The sequence below is a fragment of the Marinobacterium rhizophilum DSM 18822 genome, from assembly GCF_000378045.1.
GTDB classification, from domain to species: domain Bacteria; phylum Pseudomonadota; class Gammaproteobacteria; order Pseudomonadales; family Balneatricaceae; genus Marinobacterium_A; species Marinobacterium_A rhizophilum.
On record NZ_KB899111.1, the window covers coordinates 40,742 to 57,885 of the forward strand.

The following is a 17,144-nucleotide window of genomic DNA, read 5'->3' on the forward strand; positions in this document are numbered from 1 at the left end:
ACATGAGTCTGATTTCGAGTGATCGGCTAACAGTGGTGATCGGTCTTGGCAAGACCGGGCTCTCCTGTGCGCGGCATCTGCAGCGCCTTGGCCGTCGCTTTGCCGTGGTGGACACCCGTCCGGCGCCACCGGGGCTCGAGGAACTGCGCGCGCTGGCGCCCGATGTCGAGGTTCACTGCGGTGAGCTGGACGGCGCTTACCTGGCTCAGGCCGACGAGCTGGTGCTGAGCCCGGGCGTCGCCCAGAGTCATCCGGCGATTCGCCAGGCGGTGGCCGCGGGCGTTCATCTGACCGGTGACATCGATCTCTTTTGCCGTGCCATCAGTGCGCCGGTCATTGCCATTACCGGTTCCAACGCCAAGAGCACGGTGACCACCCTGGTGGGCGAGATGGCGGCGGCGGCCGGCATTGATGTGGGCGTGGGCGGCAACCTGGGTACGCCGGTACTGGATATGCTGGCCGGCGGCGAGCAGGCGCTGTACGTGCTCGAACTGTCGAGTTTTCAGCTGGAGACGACTTCGGATCTGCGCGCCGAGGTGGCCACGGTACTGAATATAAGCCCCGATCATCTGGACCGTTACGACAGCGTGCAGGATTACTACCGTGCCAAGCACCGTATCTTTCGCGGTGCGCGCAAGGTGGTGGAGAATCGGGATGATCCGCTGACGCATCCGCTGCTGCCCAAGGGCGTGGAAACCTGGCTGTATCACCTGGGCGCACCGGACCTGAAACGTTTTGGGCTGTTGCAGGATGAAGCGGGGCAGGATTGGCTGGCACTGGGGCGTGAGCGCTTACTGCCCGTGAAGGAGCTGAAGATTCGCGGTACGCACAACGTCAGCAATGCGCTGGCGGCGCTGGCCATTGGCCAGGCGGCCGGACTGCCGATGCCGGCCATGCTGCAGGCGCTCCGCAGCTTCGGTGGTCTGGAACACCGCTGTGAATGGGTTGCAGACGTGGCTGGCGTCGCTTACGTGAATGATTCCAAAGGCACCAATGTCGGTGCCACCGTGGCGGCGCTGAACGGGCTTGGGCCGACCCTTGCCGAGTGCGCGGGTATCGTGCTGATCGCCGGTGGTGACGGCAAGGGCGCCGAGTTTGCCGAACTGGACGAACCGCTGAATCGCTATGCCCGGGCGCTGGTGCTGATCGGCCGTGACGCCCCGCGCATTGATGCGGCCATCAGCACGGTGCCGCGTGTCTATGCCCAGTCCATGGAGGATGCCGTGCAGCAGGCCGCAGCACTGGCAAAGGCGGGCGACATCGTGTTGCTGTCGCCTGCCTGCGCAAGCCTTGACATGTTCAGTGGCTATCCCGAGCGTGGCCGCCGCTTCGTTGCAGCGGTAGGAGCCCTGGCATGATGATGAAGTACTGGCAGGCATTGCAGCCACAGCAGAAGGGTGCCTTGCCATTTGACCCCTGGTTGCTGCTGGCCGCCGTGAGCCTGGTACTGACCGGCTTCGTGATGATTACCTCGGCATCGATGGATGTGGCGGCCGAGCGTTTCGGCGGTGCCTTTTTCTTCAGTATCCGTCATGGCGTTTTCATCGTCATTGGCCTGGTGCTGGCGCTGGTCGTGTCACGCATTCCGCTGGCCTTCTGGCATCGCATGGGGCCTGTGCTGTTGCTGATAGCCCTGCTGTTGCTGGTGCTGGTGCTGGTTCCCGGCGTGGGACGTGAAGTCAATGGCAGCCGACGCTGGATTGGCCTGGGGCCGATTAACCTGCAGGCATCCGAGGTCGCCAAGTTCTTCATGGTGCTGTACCTCAGTGGCTATCTGGTGCGGCGTCTGTCCGAGGTACGCACCAGCTGGACCGGTGTGGCCAAACCAGCATTGCCGCTGGGTATCCTCGTGTTCCTGCTGATCATGGAACCCGATTACGGAGCAGCGGTTGTGCTGATGGGTACGGTCATGGGCATGATCTTTCTGGGCGGCATGCGGTTTGTGCAATTCCTGATGGTGACCCTCGGTGCCGGCGCGCTGATCGGCGTACTGGCGATTGCACAACCGTATCGACTGGAGCGTCTCAAGTCCTTCCAGGATCCCTGGTCCGACCCCTTCGGTGCCGGTTACCAGTTGTCCCAGGCACAGATTGCTTTTGGTCGCGGGGACTGGTTCGGCACCGGGCTGGGCAGCAGCGTGCAGAAACTGTTTTACCTGCCGGAGGCTCACACCGATTTCGTGTTCTCGGTTGTCGCAGAAGAGTTTGGCCTGATGGGGGCCTTGCTGGTGATCGGTCTTTACATGTTGCTGGTGACACGGGTCTTCCTGATCGGCCGTCAGGCGGAGAAGCAAAAAGAGTTTTTCATGGCATATGCCGCCTATGGCTTCGGCTTTATCTTTGCCGGGCAGGCATTGATCAACATCGGAGTGAATGTCGGCGCGTTGCCGACCAAGGGGCTGACGCTGCCACTGCTGAGTTACGGTGGCAGTAGCCTGCTGGTGTGCTGCGCCATGATTGCCATCGTGCAGCGAATAGATTTTGAACTAAAAACCAGGCGTCTGGCAGCAGCGCCGCGCACAAGTCGGCGCCGTCGTGCCCGCACCGATGCACAAGTAACGGAGTCTGTGGCATGACGGCCTGGCAGGGTAAAAAGGTGCTGGTCATGGCCGGCGGTACGGGCGGTCATGTCTTTCCGGCTCTGGCGACGGCCCGTGAGCTGCAGCGCGAAGGCGTGCAGGTGGAGTGGCTTGGCACGCGGCGAGGTATTGAGTCAGACCTGGTTCCGGCCGCCGGTATCGAGCTGCACTGCATTGATGTTGCGGGCCTGCGCGGCAAGGGACGGCTCAGCCTGGTGTTGGCGCCATTGCGCCTGGTGCGGGCACTCTGGCAGGCCTGGTGCCTGCTGCGCCGCTACAAGCCTGATCTGGTGCTGGGCATGGGAGGCTTTGCCGCCGGCCCGGGCGGTCTGGCTGCACGGTTGCAGGGGCGCCCGCTGGTGATACATGAGCAGAACGCAACCGCTGGCATGACCAACCGTATTCTGTCCCGCATTGCGACACGCGTGCTCGAAGCCTTTGGTGGCGCCTTTGAGGCTGGCCGTAATGTCACGCTGACAGGAAATCCGGTGCGCGGAGCCATTCTCGATCTGGCGCCGCCGGAAGAACGCATGCAGGGGCGTACCGGCCCGCTGCGCCTGCTGGTGGTCGGCGGCAGTCTGGGCGCGCGGGCGATTAATGATCTGTTGCCACGCGTGCTCGCCTCGCTGCCGCCGGAACAGCGACCGCAGGTGCGCCACCAGACAGGCAAAAAGCTGCTCGACGAGACGCAGGCGCTGTATCGCGAGTGTGGCGTCGAGGCCGAAGTGGTGCCCTTTATCGATCGCATGGATGAGGCCTATGGCTGGGCTGATCTGGTGCTGTGCCGGGCTGGTGCCCTGACCGTGAGCGAACTGTCCATCGCCGGCGTCGCTGCCGTGCTGGTGCCCTTTCCCCATGCAGTGGACGATCACCAGACCGGCAATGCCGGCTATCTGGCAGGCCCGGGAGCGGCTTTGCTGATTCAGCAGCGCGATCTGGATGAGGCTGCGCTGAAAAAATTACTTGAGCAGCTGAGCAGCCGGGAAACGCTGCTCAGCATGGCAAAGATCGCGCGCGCACAGGGCCGGCCACAAGCCAGCCGCGACGTGGCACGAATCTGCCTGGAAACCATGAAATGAGCAAGATACAGAAAAATTCGATGCGGTTTGAAGTACCGGATGACGTGACGCGAACCGGTTTGGAAATCACGAAATGAGTACCGTAATGCAGAAGAGCCCGACAGTGTTTGAAGTTCCGGCCGAGATGACACGGATACTACGCCAAGTGTTCATCGACGTGACGCCAACCTGCCTGGAAATCACGAAATGAGTACCGTAATGCAGAAGAGCCCGACAGTGTTTGAAGTTCCGGCCGAGGTGACACGGATACGCCAAGTGTTCATCGACGTGACGCCAACCTGCCTGGAAATCACGAAATGAGTACCGTAATGCAGAAGAGCCCAACAGTGTTTGAAGTCCCTGAAATGCGGCGTATTCGCAGTATTCATTTTGTCGGCATCGGCGGTGTGGGCATGTGTGGCATTGCCGAAGTGCTGCTTAACCAGGGTTACCGGGTGACCGGGTCTGATATCCGCCCGTCCGCCACAACGCAGCGCCTCGCTTCGCTGGGGGCCGGCATTTTTATCGGCCATGCGGCTGAGCATGTCGAACAGGCCGACGTGGTGGTGACCTCCACCGCGGTGAATGAACAGAACCCTGAAGTGATGGCAGCCAGGGAGCGCCGGGTGCCGGTAATACCCCGCGCCGAAATGCTGGCCGAGTTGATGCGCTATCGCCACGGTATTGCCGTGGCCGGTACCCATGGAAAGACCACCACCACCAGCCTGATCGCTTCGGTGCTGGCCGAGGGCGGCCTGGACCCGACCTTTGTCATCGGTGGTCGCCTGAACAGCGCCGGCACGAATGCAAAAATGGGTGGTAGCCGTTACCTGGTGGCCGAAGCCGATGAAAGCGATGCGTCCTTCCTGCATCTGCAGCCCATGGTGGCGATTGTCACCAATATTGATGCAGACCACATGGATACCTACGAAGGCGACTTCAATCGCCTGAAGAAGACCTTCGTTGATTTTTTGCACAATCTGCCGTTTTACGGCCTGGCGGTAGTCTGCAGCGATGACGAGGTGGTGCGCGAAATCATTCCTGACATCGGCCGCCCGATGCTGACGTACGGTTTCAACGATGGCGCCGATTACCGGGCGCTGGACGTGACCCAGAGCGGCATGCGCACCTGCTTTCGCGTGCAGCGCCCCGAGGGGCACGCCGACCTTGAGATCTGCCTGAACATGCCGGGACGGCATAACGTGCTGAATGCGCTGGCGACCATTGCGGTGGCGACGGACGAAGGCATCGGTGATGAGGCCATTTGCCGCGCGCTGGAGCGGTTCGAGGGGGTTGGCCGTCGCTTTCAGGTGCTCGGCGAGCTGCCGGTGGACGGCGGCAGCGCCATGCTGGTGGACGATTATGGCCATCACCCGCGCGAAGTGCAGGCCACCATTCGCGCCGTGCGTGATGGCTGGCCTGAGCGTCGGCTGGTGATGATCTATCAGCCGCACCGTTACAGCCGTACCCGTGACCTGTATGAAGACTTCGTGCAGGTACTGACCGAGGTGGACACGCTGTTGCTGATGGAGGTTTACGCCGCCGGCGAAGAGCCGGTGACCGGCGCCGACAGCCGCAGCCTGTGCCGCAGTATCCGCCAGCGTGGCCGGGTCGATCCGGTCTATATCGAGAACAACGAGCAGGTAGCCGATGTACTGCGCGATATCTTGCGCCCCGGTGACCTGCTGCTGACCCAGGGGGCCGGCAACATTACCGCCTTGGCCCACGAACTCACATCACTGAGCCTGACCCATGACTGACGGGGGAGAAAACATGGTCAATGCTGCCAACTTTCGTGTTTCTGCCGCCGAGGCCGCACTTTTTGGGCGGGTGGCGGTCATTATGGGCGGCAATTCGGCAGAACGCGCCGTCTCGCTGAACAGCGGCACGGCGGTGCTCAATGCCTTCGGCCGCGCCGGCGTCGATGCCTTTGGCATTGATCTGTACGGCGAGCAGCAGGACCTGTGTCCGGTCACGCAGTTGCAGGCGCAGCCGATTGATCGTGCCTTTCTGATACTGCACGGGCGCGGCGGCGAAGACGGCGTTATTCAGGGCGTACTGGAAATGCTCGGCATTCCCTATACCGGCAGCGGTGTCGAGGCTTCGGCGCTGGGCATGGACAAGCTGCGCAGCAAGCAGCTGTTCGTCGGCGCGGGTCTGCCCACGGCGCCGTTTGCGGTGTTGTCTTCGGCGCAAATGCTGGATGAGGCAGAGCGCCGTCTGGGCTACCCGGTGATGGTCAAACCTGCGCACGAGGGGTCAAGCATCGGCATGAGCAAGGTGCGCGATCGCGCCGAGTTCCTGGCCGCCCTGGCAGAGGCAGAGCACTACGACCGCAGCGTGATCGCCGAGCAGTGGCTGACCGGTGCCGAATTCACCGTGGCGGTGCTGGATGGCGAACCTCTGCCGGTGATCCGCCTCGAAACGCCGCACGAGTTTTACGACTACGACGCCAAGTACCAGGCCAACGACACGCTTTACCTGTTCGAACACGGCCTGGATGACAATCAGAGTGCAGCATTGCAGGCGCTGGCGTGCGAGGCATTTGCGGTGATCGGATGTCGTGGCTGGGGGCGCATCGACGTAATGCAGAATGCGGACGGCCAGTTCCAGCTGCTGGAGGTCAATACTGCGCCGGGCATGACAGACCACAGCCTGGTCCCGATGGCGGCACAGCGCGCGGGCATCAGTTTCGAGGAGCTGGTTGTGCGGATTCTGCGGGGCGCTGCGTGACAGCGATGTTGTCAGCGCGAAAGGCATCGGCAGTGCCGGTGTCGAACGCGGCTGCATCCGCTTCTGTGCCTGCGGGCGTGGTGGGGAACGGGCTGATTCGAACGGTGCTGGTGCTGGTATCGCTGGCGATCTTTGTCGCGCTCTGCAGTGCACTGGTCCAGCAGGTGTGGCGCTGGCTGGACCAGCCCGTGACCGAGGTGCGAGTGCTTGGTGATGCGCGTCACCTGAACAAGGCGGAGCTGGCCCAGCGTTTGGGAGCCGGCCTCAATGCGCCGCTGCTGCAGCTGGATCTGGCCGGGGTGCGGGATCGGCTGCTGGATGAGCCCTGGGTCCACGGTGCCAAGATTCGGCGTGACTGGCCGCCCGCGATTGAGGTGCATATCGATGAGGAAGTGCCGGTGGCGCGCTGGGGCGACAAGGGACTGCTGAATCACGAGGGTGATATTTTCTGGCCCGAACTGAAGCCCGAGTACGCCACGCTGCCGCGGCTTAACGGGCCGGCCAGTGATACCGGTCGGGTGATGGCGCAGTTTCATGACCTTAACCGCATGTTTCAGGGGGCGGGGCTTAAGCTCAGTGGCCTGTCACTGGAGGCGCGGGGCGCCTGGACACTGGAGCTGGACAATGGCATGCGGGTGGTCGTGGGGCGCGAGCGGGTTACCGAGCGGCTGGCACGATTTATTCAGATCTACCGCCAGGGGCTCGCAGAGCACGCGGCGCAGATCGAACAGGTAGATATTCGGTATACCAACGGTGTGGCCGTCAAATGGCGGCCCAGTCCGGATACAGACGAGAAAGCGGGTTAGAACTATGTCTGACAGCAACATGATCGTGGTGCTCGATATTGGCACTTCCAAGGTGGTTTGCCTGGTGGGTGAGGTTGGCCCCGAGGGGCGCATTGAAATTATCGGCGTCGGCTCCCAGCCTTCCCGCGGTCTCAAGCGTGGCGTGGTGGTGAACATTGAATCCACCGTCAGCTCGATTCAGCGGGCGGTGGAAGAAGCGGAGCTGATGGCCGGCTGCAAGATCCACTCGGTTACCGTGGGCATTGCGGGCAGTCACATCAGCAGCATGAACTCCCACGGGATCGTCGCGGTCAAGGACCGGGAAGTGACCGAGCATGACCTGGAACGGGTCATCGATGCCGCCCGGGCGGTGGCGATTCCGGCGGATCAGAAGATTCTGCACATTCTGCCGCAGGAATACCTGATCGATAACCAGGAAGGCATTCGAGAGCCGCTTGGCATGTCCGGCGTGCGCCTTGAAGCCCGGGTACACCTGGTGAGTGGCGCGATTAACGCGGTGCAGAATATCGAGAAGTGTATTCGTCGTTGCGGGCTGGAAGTCGATCATGTGGTGCTCGAGCAGCTGGCTTCCAGCTATGCCGTGCTTACCGATGACGAGAAGGAGCTGGGTGTCTGCATGGTGGACATTGGCGGTGGTACCACCGATATCGCGATCTTCATCGGCGGTGCCATTCGGCATACGGCGGTGATTCCGATCGCAGGCGACCAGGTCACCAACGACATTGCCATGGCGCTGCGCACCCCGACGCCCCATGCCGAGCAGATCAAGATCAAGTACGCCTGCGCGCTGGCCCAGCTGGCGGGCGTGAACGAAACCATCAAGGTGCCGAGTGTGGGGGATCGTCCAGCACGGGATTTATCACGCCAGGCGTTGGCCGAAGTGGTGGAGCCCCGCTACGACGAGTTGTTCTCACTGATCCAGACCGAGTTGCGACGCAGTGGTTTTGAGGACCTGGTTGCGGCGGGGCTGGTCATGACCGGCGGCAGCGCCAAGATGGAAGGCGCGGTGGAACTGGCCGAAGAAATTTTCCATATGCCGGTGCGTCTGGCAGTGCCCAGTGGTGTTTTCGGCATGGAAGATGTGCTGAAAAATCCGATCTATGCCACCGGAACAGGCCTTTTGCATTACGCCCGTCAGGAGCACCAGTACCGGGCGCCCACGAACAAGTTGCCGGCACTGTCGGCCCGCAGTTCGATGCAGGAGCTACCGGCACGGCGCGGCTCGATCGAAATGCCCGCATTACCTAGTGTGGGGTCGATGCTGGGCCGCATGAAAACATGGTTTCAAGGGAATTTCTGAGGCGTTTCGACGGCCTCAGCATGGCGATTTTTAGTTTTTGACGGTGCCGGAATGTAGTAGGCAGGCGCTATAACGGAGGAAGGGGATATGTTTGAATTACTCGAAAACGTACCACAAAGCGCAATAATCAAGGTTGTCGGTGTTGGCGGTGGCGGCGGTAATGCCGTTCATCACATGCTGAACAGCGACGTTGACGGTGTCGATTTTATCTGTGCCAACACGGATGCCCAGGCGTTAAGCAACTCCGCTTCACGCTCTGTGCTGCAGATTGGCAATGAGTTAACCAAGGGGCTTGGCGCCGGCGCCAACCCGGAAGTCGGTCGTCAGGCGGCGATCGAGGACCGCGAGCGGATCGCCGAAATGATTCGTGGTGCCGATATGGTGTTCATCACCGCCGGCATGGGCGGTGGCACCGGTACCGGGGCCGCACCCATCGTGGCGGAAGTGGCGCGCGAGCTGGGCATTTTGACCGTGGCGGTCGTGACCAAGCCGTTCCCGTTTGAAGGTCGCAAGCGCATGAAGATTGCCGAAGAGGGCATTCGTGAACTGCGTGAGTCGGTCGACTCCCTGATTATCATCCCCAATGAAAAGCTGATGCAGGTGCTGGGACGCAACTGCAGTCTGCTGAACGCCTTCAATTCGGCGAATGATGTGCTCAAGGGTGCCGTACAGGGCATCGCGGACCTGATCACCCGCCCTGGCATGATCAACGTCGACTTTGCCGACGTGCGTACGGTCATGGCTGAAATGGGCATGGCGATGATGGGCACCGGGATTGCCCGCGGCGAAGATCGGGCCACGCTGGCGGCAGAAGCGGCTATCAAGAGCCCGTTGCTGGAAGATGTCGATCTGAAGGGCGCCAGCGGCATTCTGGTAAACATTACCGCGGGTCTGGACCTGAGCCTGGGCGAATTTACCGAAGTCGGTAACATCGTCGAGGAATATGCGTCCGACAACGCCACTATCGTGGTGGGTACTGTTATCGATCCCGAAATGACCGACGACCTCAAGGTCACCGTGGTTGCGACGGGGCTGGACAAGCGTGCCGAGGAAATCCGGGTGGTCAGCAACAACAGCAACTACAAGCCCGATGGTGCCCTGAACATGCAGGAAATCGAACTGCCGACTGTGCTGCGTCGCAAGCGCCAGGAGGCCATGCTGGATGAGCCGGCGGCTCCCGCCGATGCAGAAAAACCCTCGCGTGGTTCTTTGCGTCAGGGTGGCAACAACGCGCAGGCTGAATACGGCGCACTGGATATTCCGACATTCCTGCGCCGTCAGGCGGACTGATGCGGCGTATTCGGGTGAGAGGGCGGGCATGCCGCGCCGGGTGCTGCCGGCCGGGCCGGGCCAGGCCGGACCTAGCCGCGCCGGACCTGGCCAGGCCGGACCTGGTTTGCTTCGCTCGACTCACCTTTGATACTATTCGCCGCCTCTGCGGGCGGAACCTGGTGTGACTACGAGCATGATCAGACAGCGTACTTTGAAGAACAGCATCAAGGCGACGGGGATCGGGCTGCACACCGGACAGAAAGTGTACCTGACACTCAAGCCCGCACCGGTGGATACGGGTATCGTTTTTCGGCGGGTCGATCTGGACCCTGTCGTGGAGATCCCGGCTCGAGCCGAGCTGGTGGTGGATACCACGCTGTCGAGTAACCTGTCAGCTGGCGGTGCCCGGGTGGCAACTGTCGAGCATCTGATGTCGGCTCTGGCGGGGCTTGGCATCGACAACGCCTATGTGGAGCTGAGTGCCGAAGAAGTGCCGATCATGGATGGCAGTGCTGCGCCCTTTGTATTCCTGATCCAGTCCGCTGGCATTCAGGAGCAGGAAGCGCCCAAGCAGTTTATCCGTATCACGCGCGAGATCAGTTTTACCGCCGACGACAAGGTAGCGACCTTCAAGCCATTTGACGGCTTCAAGGTGGGTTTTACCATCGAATTCGATCATCCCGCCTTCAGTGATCGCGACATGGAGGCCTGTCTGGATTTTTCCAGCACCAACTTCGTGCGTGAAGTCAGCCGGGCCCGTACCTTCGGTTTTATGCGCGATATCGAGTACCTGCGTTCGAAGAACCTGGTCCTGGGGGGCAGTTTCGACAATGCGATTGTGGTGGATGACCACCGTATTCTGAACACCGAGGGATTGCGTTACGAGGACGAGTTCGTCAAGCACAAGATTCTGGACGCGGTAGGGGATCTTTACCTGGCAGGCAAAAGCCTGATCGGTGAGTTTATCGGTCACAAGTCCGGTCATTATTTGAACAATATGTTGGTGCGCAAACTGCTGGAAACCAAGGATGCCTGGGAACTCGTGACCTTCGAAGAGGACGATGCCAAGGCGCCGATCGCCTTCGTCAAGGCCACCCAAACCGTCTGATTTGTATGCAGTCTCATTGATCTTTGTGCAATCAGGCCGGGCGTTTGCCCGGCCTGATTGCGTTCAGGCGGACGGGTTTCTGTCATGCCGGAAAATAATTACGTTTAAAATTCTACTCGGCGCCCCAATATGGGTAGAATGTCGAGTTGTTTTTTCGTGGCACGCGCGTAAAAGTCTTTGTATTCAACTGGTTGAAATTCGGATTATGCTGACATCACTATTGAAGAAGGTTTTCGGGAGCAAGAACGACCGGGAACTCAAGCGCATGGGCAAGATCGTCGAACAAATCAACGCGCTTGAGCCCGAAATAGAAAAGCTCAGTGACGAGGCGCTGCGCGGACAAACCGCTGCTTTTCGGCAGCGCCTTGAGCAGGGCGAAACGCTCGATTCGCTGCTGCCGGAAGCCTTTGCCGTGGTACGCGAAGTCTCCAAGCGTACTTTGGGGCTGCGCCACTTCGATGTGCAGATGGTCGGTGGTATCGCCCTGCATGAAGGCAAAGTCGCCGAAATGCGCACCGGTGAAGGTAAAACCCTGGTGGCAACGCTGGCGGTTTACCTCAATGCGCTCGATGGCGAGGGCGTGCACGTGGTTACCGTCAATGACTACCTGGCACGGCGCGATGCGGACTGGATGCGCCCGCTCTATGAAGGACTGGGTCTGAGTGTCGGTGTGGTGCTGTCGGGTCAGGATCAGCAGGTCAAGCGTGCGGCCTACGCGAGCGACATCACCTACGGCACCAACAATGAATTCGGCTTTGACTACCTGCGCGACAATATGGCCTTCAGCCTGGCCGACAAGGTACAGCGCGCGTTCAATTTCGCCGTGGTCGATGAGGTTGACTCCATCCTGATCGACGAGGCCCGTACTCCGCTGATTATCTCTGGTCCCGCCGAAGACAGCTCAGCGATGTACCGCAAGATCAATACCCTGATACCCGAGCTCAAGCGCTTTGAAGGCGAGATCGATCCCAAGGACGATACGCAGGTTATCAACGAGCACTTCGTGGTCGACGAGAAAAACCGCAGCGTTGAGTTGACCGAAGCCGGCCATCAGCGGGTTGAGGAAATATTGGTCAGCAACGGTCTGCTGGGTGAGGGTGAAAGCCTCTATGCGCCGAGCAACCTGAGCCTGCTGCACCATGTGCTGGCGGCGCTGCGGGCGCACAACCTGTTTCAGCGCGATATTGATTACATCGTGCAGGACAATCAGGTCGTGATCGTCGACGAGCACACCGGGCGCATCATGCCGGGGCGGCGCTGGTCCGAAGGGTTGCACCAGGCGGTTGAAGCGAAGGAGGGTGTTCAGGTTCAGCTTGAAAGCCAGACCCTGGCCTCCACGACTTTCCAGAATTACTTCCGCCTGTACAGCAAGTTGTCCGGCATGACCGGCACCGCCGATACAGAGGCTTTCGAGCTGCGCCAGATTTACGGCCTCGATGTGGTCGTTATTCCGACCAACCGAGCAGTCTCCCGGGTGGACCAGAACGATATCGTCTTCCTGACCATGGAAGAGAAGTACGAAGCCATTATCGACGAGATCAAGTCGTGCCAGGAAAAAGGCCAGCCGGTGCTGGTGGGTACGGCTTCGATCGAGTCCTCGGAGCTGATCTCGACCCTGCTCAACAAGCAGCACCTCAAGCACAGCGTGCTCAATGCCAAGAACCATGTCATGGAAGCCGGCATCATTGCCGATGCCGGGCGCCCGGGCGCCGTGACGATCGCCACCAACATGGCGGGGCGTGGTACCGATATCATGCTCGGTGGCAAGCTGGAGGCGGAACTCGCTGCGCTGGACAACCCGACCGACGAGCAAGTGGCGGCGGCGAAGGCAGCCTGGCAGGCGCGTCACGACCAGGTGGTAGCGGCGGGCGGCCTGCACATTCTGGGCACCGAACGCCACGAGTCGCGTCGTATCGACAACCAGCTGCGTGGTCGCGCCGGTCGCCAGGGTGATCCGGGGTCGTCGCGCTTCTTCCTGTCGCTGGAAGATGACCTGATGCGTATTTTTGCTTCCGAGCGGGTACGCCAGTTCATGCAGGCGCTGGGCATGGAGCGGGGAGAGGCTATCGAGCACAAAATGGTCAGCAATGCCATTGAGAAGGCACAGCGCAAGGTGGAAGGCCGCAACTTCGATATCCGCAAATCGCTGCTCGAATACGATGATGTGGCAAACGACCAGCGCAGCGTAATCTACCGTCAGCGCAATGAACTGATGGCCAGTGACGATATCTCCGATATCGTGGCAGAAGTGCGCGCTGAAGTGGTTGATAACGCCATCAGCGAATACATCGCGCCGCAAAGCCTTGCCGAACAGTGGGATATCGAGGGGCTGGAGAAGGCCCTGCAAGCCGAATTTGCCATAGAGCTGCCGTTGCAGCAGTGGCTGGACGAAGACGACAGCCTGCATGAAGAGGGCCTGCGCGAGAAAATCACCTCTGCCATCAGCGAAAGCTATGCGCAGAAGGAGGCGCTGGTGGGGGCAGAGGGTATGCGCACCTTTGAGAAGCAGGTCATGCTGCAGGTACTCGACACTCTGTGGAAGGAGCACCTGCAAACCATGGATCAGCTGCGCCAGGGTATTCATCTGCGCGGTTATGCGCAGAAAAACCCGAAGCAGGAGTACAAGCGCGAAGCCTTCCAGCTGTTCCAGGAGCTGCTTGAGAATATCAAGCGCGACCTGATCAAGGTGCTGAGCCATGTACAGGTGCGCCAGCCTGAAGAGGTCGAGGTTGTCGAGCAGAAGCGCCGCGAGCAGGCAGAGCGTCAGCAGATGAACTATCAGCATGATGCGAGCAGCGCCATGCATGAGGAGGCGGAATCTCAGGCGGCGGCGCAAGACACCCGCGCCGTGGCACAGGGTGATGATGCCCAGGTTGAGACCTTTGTGCGTGAAGCGCCCAAGGTCGGACGCAATGATCCCTGCCCCTGCGGTTCGGGCAAAAAGTACAAGCAGTGTCACGGTCAATTAAGCTAAGGCCGCTGGCAGCAGGCGGTACCCGGCTGAGGTTTCAGCCCCGTGGTACTGCCCGGGCGGCATCTATTGAGGATTAAAAGGTTATGGCTGTAGGTCCCGGAACCTTACCCGTACTGCACCCGATCAGGGGCATGCGTATTGGCACCGCTTCGGCGGGCATCAAAAAACCAGGTCGCAGGGATCTGGTCGTGATGGAGCTGTGCGAGGGCGCCACCGTTGCCGGCGTCTTTACCCTCAATGCATTTTGTGCCGCACCGGTGCAGATTGCCAAACGCCATCTGGCCTGTGCGCCGCGTTACCTGCTGACCAATACCGGTAATGCCAACGCCGGTACCGGCGCCGAGGGCATGCAGGATGCGACCCAGTGCTGCGCGGCACTGGCGCAGCTGGTGTCCGAGCCGATTGAGCGGGTACTGCCGTTTTCAACCGGTGTCATCGGTGAAAAGCTGCCGGTCGACAAGATCGTAGAAACCTTGCCGGCGGCACTGGACGCTCTGGATGAAAACGGCTGGGAAGACGCGGCCAGCGGTATTATGACCACTGATACGCGGCCCAAGGCGGCCTCGTGCCAGTTCGAATACCAGGGCAAAACCGTGAGCCTGACCGGTATTTCCAAGGGTGCCGGCATGATCATGCCAAATATGGCTACCATGCTGGCCTATATAGGCACGGATGCTGGCGTAGCCGCACCCCTGCTGCAGCGGATTCTTGCAGCCGCAGCCGACAAGTCGTTTAACCGCATTACCATTGATGGCGATACCTCGACCAACGACAGCTGCATGCTGATCGCGACGGGGCAGAGCGGTGTCGTTGTCAATGAGGATGATGCAGAGTTGCTGGCGCAGTTCACCTCGGCGGTGGAGTCGGTATTGCTGGAGTTGTCCCATGCCATCGTGCGCGATGGTGAGGGGGCGACCAAGTTTGTCACTGTGCAGGTAGAGGGTGCGCGCACCAGCGCCGAAGCATTGCAGACCGCCTATACCATCGCGCATTCGCCGCTGGTGAAAACGGCACTCTTTGCCAGTGATCCAAACTGGGGCCGTATTCTGGCAGCCGTTGGCCGCGCGGGTATCCAGGACCTCGATCTTGATGCGCTGCGCCTTTACCTGGGCGATGTGTGCATTGTCGAGAATGGCGGTCGCTCCCCAGGCTACACCGAAGCTGCCGGGCAGCGCGTCATGCAGCAGGAGGATATCCTGATCCGCGTGGTGCTGGACCGGGGGGATGCATGTGAAACCGTCTGGACGACGGACTTCTCTGAAGAGTATGTACGTATCAATGCGGATTACCGCAGCTAACTCCTGACCATCGTGTGCCGGGTTGCCCGTCCTGGGGCGCCTGGCACGCGTGTATCTCGAAGACTTCCTGCATGAGCAATACAAAACATCGACTGATTCACGTTGCCGCTGCCGTTATCCTGGACCGGGACAAGCGCGTTCTGCTGGCCCGCAGGCCCGATGACAAGCACCAGGGCGGGCTCTGGGAGTTCCCCGGGGGCAAGGTCGAGGCCGGTGAGGCGGTGCCTGATGCGCTGGATCGCGAACTGCATGAAGAGCTGGGTATTCGTGTACGTGGCGCGCGCCCGCTGATTCAAATACCGCACCACTATGCCGACAAGTCGGTACTGCTGGACGTGTTTGTCGTGGATCAGTTTGACGGTGAGGCCCACGGGCGCGAAGGTCAGCCGGTGCGCTGGGTGAGTCTGGATGAGCTGTCCGGTTACCGTTTTCCGGCCGCCAACCAGCCTATTCTGGCGGCCGCGAGACTGCCCGCCCGCATGTTGATTACCGGCGAAGCGGCGGATATGGCACAGTACCTTGCGTGCACGCAGCGTGCGCTGGCGCTCGGGCTGCGCTGGGTAATGCTGCGGGCGCCGGCACTATCGGAATCCGACTTTTGCGACCTGTACCGGCAGCTGTTGCCCCTGTGTGATGCTGCCGGCGCCACGCTTGCCGTGAATTGCGAGCTGGCGCTGGCGAACAGTCTCGGGGCTCGTGCATTGCACCTCAATCGTCATCGATTGGCGCGTCTGGATGCACGAGACGCCTTTCAGGGGGAGTGGCTCAGCGCATCCTGTCATGACGACTCCGAACTGGCACGTGCGGCTGCGCTGGGGCTGGATTTCGTGACGCTGTCTCCGCTTGCGCCGACGCGCTCACACCCCCAAGCCACGTCACTTGGCTGGCCGGGGTTTGCGCGTCTGTGCAGCGATGCGACGCTACCAGTGTATGCGCTGGGCGGATTGGGCGAAAGTGATCTGGGCGATGCCTGGGTCCATGGGGCCCAGGGCGTGGCGGCCATCAGCGCCTGGTGGGGCTGAGCCGGTCGGACAGCTTCTTACCTGATACCGCTTTTCAGTGCCGCGTAGGCGTATGCGGGCGTTCGTCGTCATCCATGCCTGTACTGTAATCATCCTCCGATGGCGCCGTAGGGATGCGGTACTCTTCATTTGCCCAGGTGCCCAGATCAATCAGCTTGCAGCGTTCGCTGCAGAAGGGGCGGTAGCTGTTGGCGGGGCTCCATTCGCTGGGCTTGCCGCACTGCGGGCACTTGATGGTCTTTGTCTTGCTGCTGGTCTTGGTCTGGCTGGTAGTCATGAATCTCTCAGGTCTTGCGCCAGCTGCAGTAAGGTCTGATGTAACTGCAGGGTGGCGGTGCGCAGGGATTGAAGGTTGCCTGAATTGTCGATGATGCTGTCGGCTCTGGCAAGTCTGGATTGGCGGTCGATTTGCGCCGCCATGATGCGCTTTACCTGATCCGGGCTGTTCTGATCACGCTCGACGGTACGTTGCAGCTGGGTCTCCTCAGGTACGTCCACCACGATGACGTGATTCACCAGGCTGTGCTGATCGGTCTCAAGTAACAGCGGTGATACCAGCAGGCTGTAGGGCGACGTTGCGGCGTGCAGCGATGCCTGGATACGCTCCCGGATCAGCGGGTGCAGCAGCGCTTCCAGCCACAGGCGGGCCTTCGGGTCAGCGAACACGATTTGGCGCAGCTGGGTCCGGTCCAGCGTGCCATCGGGCAGCAGTATGTCCGTGCCAAAATGCTGAGCGATCTGCGCCAGCGCAGGTTCTCCCGGCAAGACAACGTCCCGCGCAACCTGATCGGCATCAACCGCAACGATGCCTTGCTCCTGCAGCAGATTGGCGACAGCGCTTTTGCCACTGCCGATGCCGCCGGTCAAACCCGCAACAAACATGCTTAATATCTCCTGCTGCTTTCAGCGAGACCGATGAACGAGTGTACTGTTGCAGCCTATATGAACCTTATAATGGCCTCTTTTTTCCGTCATCCTGGGTTGTTCGTTGTCGC

The 17,144-nt window shown here is 60.7% G+C and carries 14 protein-coding genes; 12 read left to right on the forward strand and 2 right to left on the reverse strand.

The window, feature by feature from the left end:
• Positions 1 to 2 precede the first annotated feature (2 nt).
• The 12 genes from murD to F451_RS0120410 all read left to right on the forward strand — a co-directional run bounded on the left by murD (position 3) and on the right by F451_RS0120410 (position 16,149).
• The gene (gene murD, locus F451_RS0120340; protein ID WP_020683262.1) at positions 3 to 1,358 is read left to right on the forward strand and encodes a UDP-N-acetylmuramoyl-L-alanine--D-glutamate ligase; all 1,356 of its coding nucleotides are present in this window, start codon (positions 3 to 5) and stop codon (positions 1,356 to 1,358) included.
• The gene (gene ftsW / locus F451_RS26165) at positions 1,355 to 2,575 is read left to right on the forward strand and encodes a putative lipid II flippase FtsW (RefSeq protein ID WP_020683263.1); all 1,221 of its coding nucleotides are present in this window, start codon (positions 1,355 to 1,357) and stop codon (positions 2,573 to 2,575) included. The genes murD and ftsW overlap by 4 nt, the downstream gene beginning before the upstream one ends.
• Entirely contained in the window at positions 2,572 to 3,657 is a 1,086-nt protein-coding gene (murG, locus tag F451_RS0120350) for an undecaprenyldiphospho-muramoylpentapeptide beta-N-acetylglucosaminyltransferase (RefSeq protein ID WP_020683264.1), read from the forward strand. The genes ftsW and murG overlap by 4 nt, the downstream gene beginning before the upstream one ends.
• Before the next feature lie 296 nt (positions 3,658 to 3,953).
• A complete protein-coding gene (gene murC / locus F451_RS0120370) occupies positions 3,954 to 5,396 on the forward strand; it encodes a UDP-N-acetylmuramate--L-alanine ligase (RefSeq protein ID WP_020683267.1) in 1,443 nt (480 codons plus the stop codon).
• A 13-nt stretch (positions 5,397 to 5,409) separates the two neighbouring features.
• Positions 5,410 to 6,369, forward strand: a complete 960-nt coding sequence (locus tag F451_RS0120375; protein WP_026291932.1) for a D-alanine--D-alanine ligase — start codon at positions 5,410 to 5,412, stop codon at positions 6,367 to 6,369.
• A gap of 5 nt (positions 6,370 to 6,374) precedes the next feature.
• A complete protein-coding gene (locus F451_RS0120380; protein WP_156826571.1) occupies positions 6,375 to 7,175 on the forward strand; it encodes a cell division protein FtsQ/DivIB in 801 nt (266 codons plus the stop codon).
• Positions 7,176 to 7,179: 4 nt separating this feature from the next.
• Positions 7,180 to 8,475: a cell division protein FtsA gene (gene ftsA, locus F451_RS0120385; RefSeq protein WP_020683270.1), complete on the forward strand. Its 1,296-nt coding sequence runs from the start codon at positions 7,180 to 7,182 to the stop codon at positions 8,473 to 8,475.
• 87 nt (positions 8,476 to 8,562) lie between these two features.
• Positions 8,563 to 9,765, forward strand: coding sequence for a cell division protein FtsZ (gene ftsZ, locus F451_RS0120390; protein ID WP_020683271.1), 1,203 nt, complete (start codon positions 8,563 to 8,565; stop codon positions 9,763 to 9,765).
• Positions 9,766 to 9,940: 175 nt separating this feature from the next.
• The gene (gene lpxC / locus F451_RS0120395) at positions 9,941 to 10,855 is read left to right on the forward strand and encodes a UDP-3-O-acyl-N-acetylglucosamine deacetylase (protein ID WP_020683272.1); all 915 of its coding nucleotides are present in this window, start codon (positions 9,941 to 9,943) and stop codon (positions 10,853 to 10,855) included.
• 205 nt (positions 10,856 to 11,060) lie between these two features.
• Positions 11,061 to 13,829 (forward strand): preprotein translocase subunit SecA, encoded by a 2,769-nt coding sequence (gene secA / locus F451_RS0120400; RefSeq protein ID WP_020683273.1) that lies wholly within the window; start codon positions 11,061 to 11,063, stop codon positions 13,827 to 13,829.
• Positions 13,830 to 13,912: 83 nt separating this feature from the next.
• A complete protein-coding gene (gene argJ, locus F451_RS0120405; protein WP_026291933.1) occupies positions 13,913 to 15,127 on the forward strand; it encodes a bifunctional glutamate N-acetyltransferase/amino-acid acetyltransferase ArgJ in 1,215 nt (404 codons plus the stop codon).
• A gap of 71 nt (positions 15,128 to 15,198) precedes the next feature.
• Complete coding sequence (locus F451_RS0120410; RefSeq protein ID WP_020683275.1) at positions 15,199 to 16,149, forward strand: Nudix family hydrolase; 951 nt, start codon at positions 15,199 to 15,201, stop codon at positions 16,147 to 16,149.
• 34 nt (positions 16,150 to 16,183) lie between these two features.
• On the opposite strand, the gene yacG is transcribed toward F451_RS0120410, so the two are convergent.
• Both yacG and coaE read right to left on the reverse strand, forming a co-directional pair.
• Positions 16,184 to 16,426, reverse strand: a complete 243-nt coding sequence (gene yacG / locus F451_RS0120415) for a DNA gyrase inhibitor YacG (protein ID WP_020683276.1) — start codon at positions 16,424 to 16,426, stop codon at positions 16,184 to 16,186.
• The gene (gene coaE, locus F451_RS0120420) at positions 16,423 to 17,031 is read right to left on the reverse strand and encodes a dephospho-CoA kinase (RefSeq protein ID WP_020683277.1); all 609 of its coding nucleotides are present in this window, start codon (positions 17,029 to 17,031) and stop codon (positions 16,423 to 16,425) included. The genes yacG and coaE overlap by 4 nt, the downstream gene beginning before the upstream one ends.
• Positions 17,032 to 17,144 lie beyond the last annotated feature (113 nt).

Excerpts from the sequence above, each read along its gene's own strand:
- murD (WP_020683262.1), top strand. The coding sequence starts at position 3 with ATGAGTCTGATTTCGAGTGATCGGCTAACAGTGGTGATCGGTCTTGGC.
- ftsW (WP_020683263.1), top strand. The coding sequence starts at position 1,355 with ATGATGATGAAGTACTGGCAGGCATTGCAGCCACAGCAGAAGGGTGCC.
- murG (WP_020683264.1), top strand. The coding sequence starts at position 2,572 with ATGACGGCCTGGCAGGGTAAAAAGGTGCTGGTCATGGCCGGCGGTACG.
- murC (WP_020683267.1), top strand. The coding sequence starts at position 3,954 with ATGAGTACCGTAATGCAGAAGAGCCCAACAGTGTTTGAAGTCCCTGAA.
- F451_RS0120375 (WP_026291932.1), top strand. The coding sequence starts at position 5,410 with ATGGTCAATGCTGCCAACTTTCGTGTTTCTGCCGCCGAGGCCGCACTT.
- F451_RS0120380 (WP_156826571.1), top strand. The coding sequence starts at position 6,375 with ATGTTGTCAGCGCGAAAGGCATCGGCAGTGCCGGTGTCGAACGCGGCT.
- ftsA (WP_020683270.1), top strand. The coding sequence starts at position 7,180 with ATGTCTGACAGCAACATGATCGTGGTGCTCGATATTGGCACTTCCAAG.
- ftsZ (WP_020683271.1), top strand. The coding sequence starts at position 8,563 with ATGTTTGAATTACTCGAAAACGTACCACAAAGCGCAATAATCAAGGTT.
- lpxC (WP_020683272.1), top strand. The coding sequence starts at position 9,941 with ATGATCAGACAGCGTACTTTGAAGAACAGCATCAAGGCGACGGGGATC.
- secA (WP_020683273.1), top strand. The coding sequence starts at position 11,061 with ATGCTGACATCACTATTGAAGAAGGTTTTCGGGAGCAAGAACGACCGG.
- argJ (WP_026291933.1), top strand. The coding sequence starts at position 13,913 with ATGGCTGTAGGTCCCGGAACCTTACCCGTACTGCACCCGATCAGGGGC.
- F451_RS0120410 (WP_020683275.1), top strand. The coding sequence starts at position 15,199 with ATGAGCAATACAAAACATCGACTGATTCACGTTGCCGCTGCCGTTATC.
- yacG (WP_020683276.1), bottom strand. The coding sequence starts at position 16,426 with ATGACTACCAGCCAGACCAAGACCAGCAGCAAGACAAAGACCATCAAG.
- coaE (WP_020683277.1), bottom strand. The coding sequence starts at position 17,031 with ATGTTTGTTGCGGGTTTGACCGGCGGCATCGGCAGTGGCAAAAGCGCT.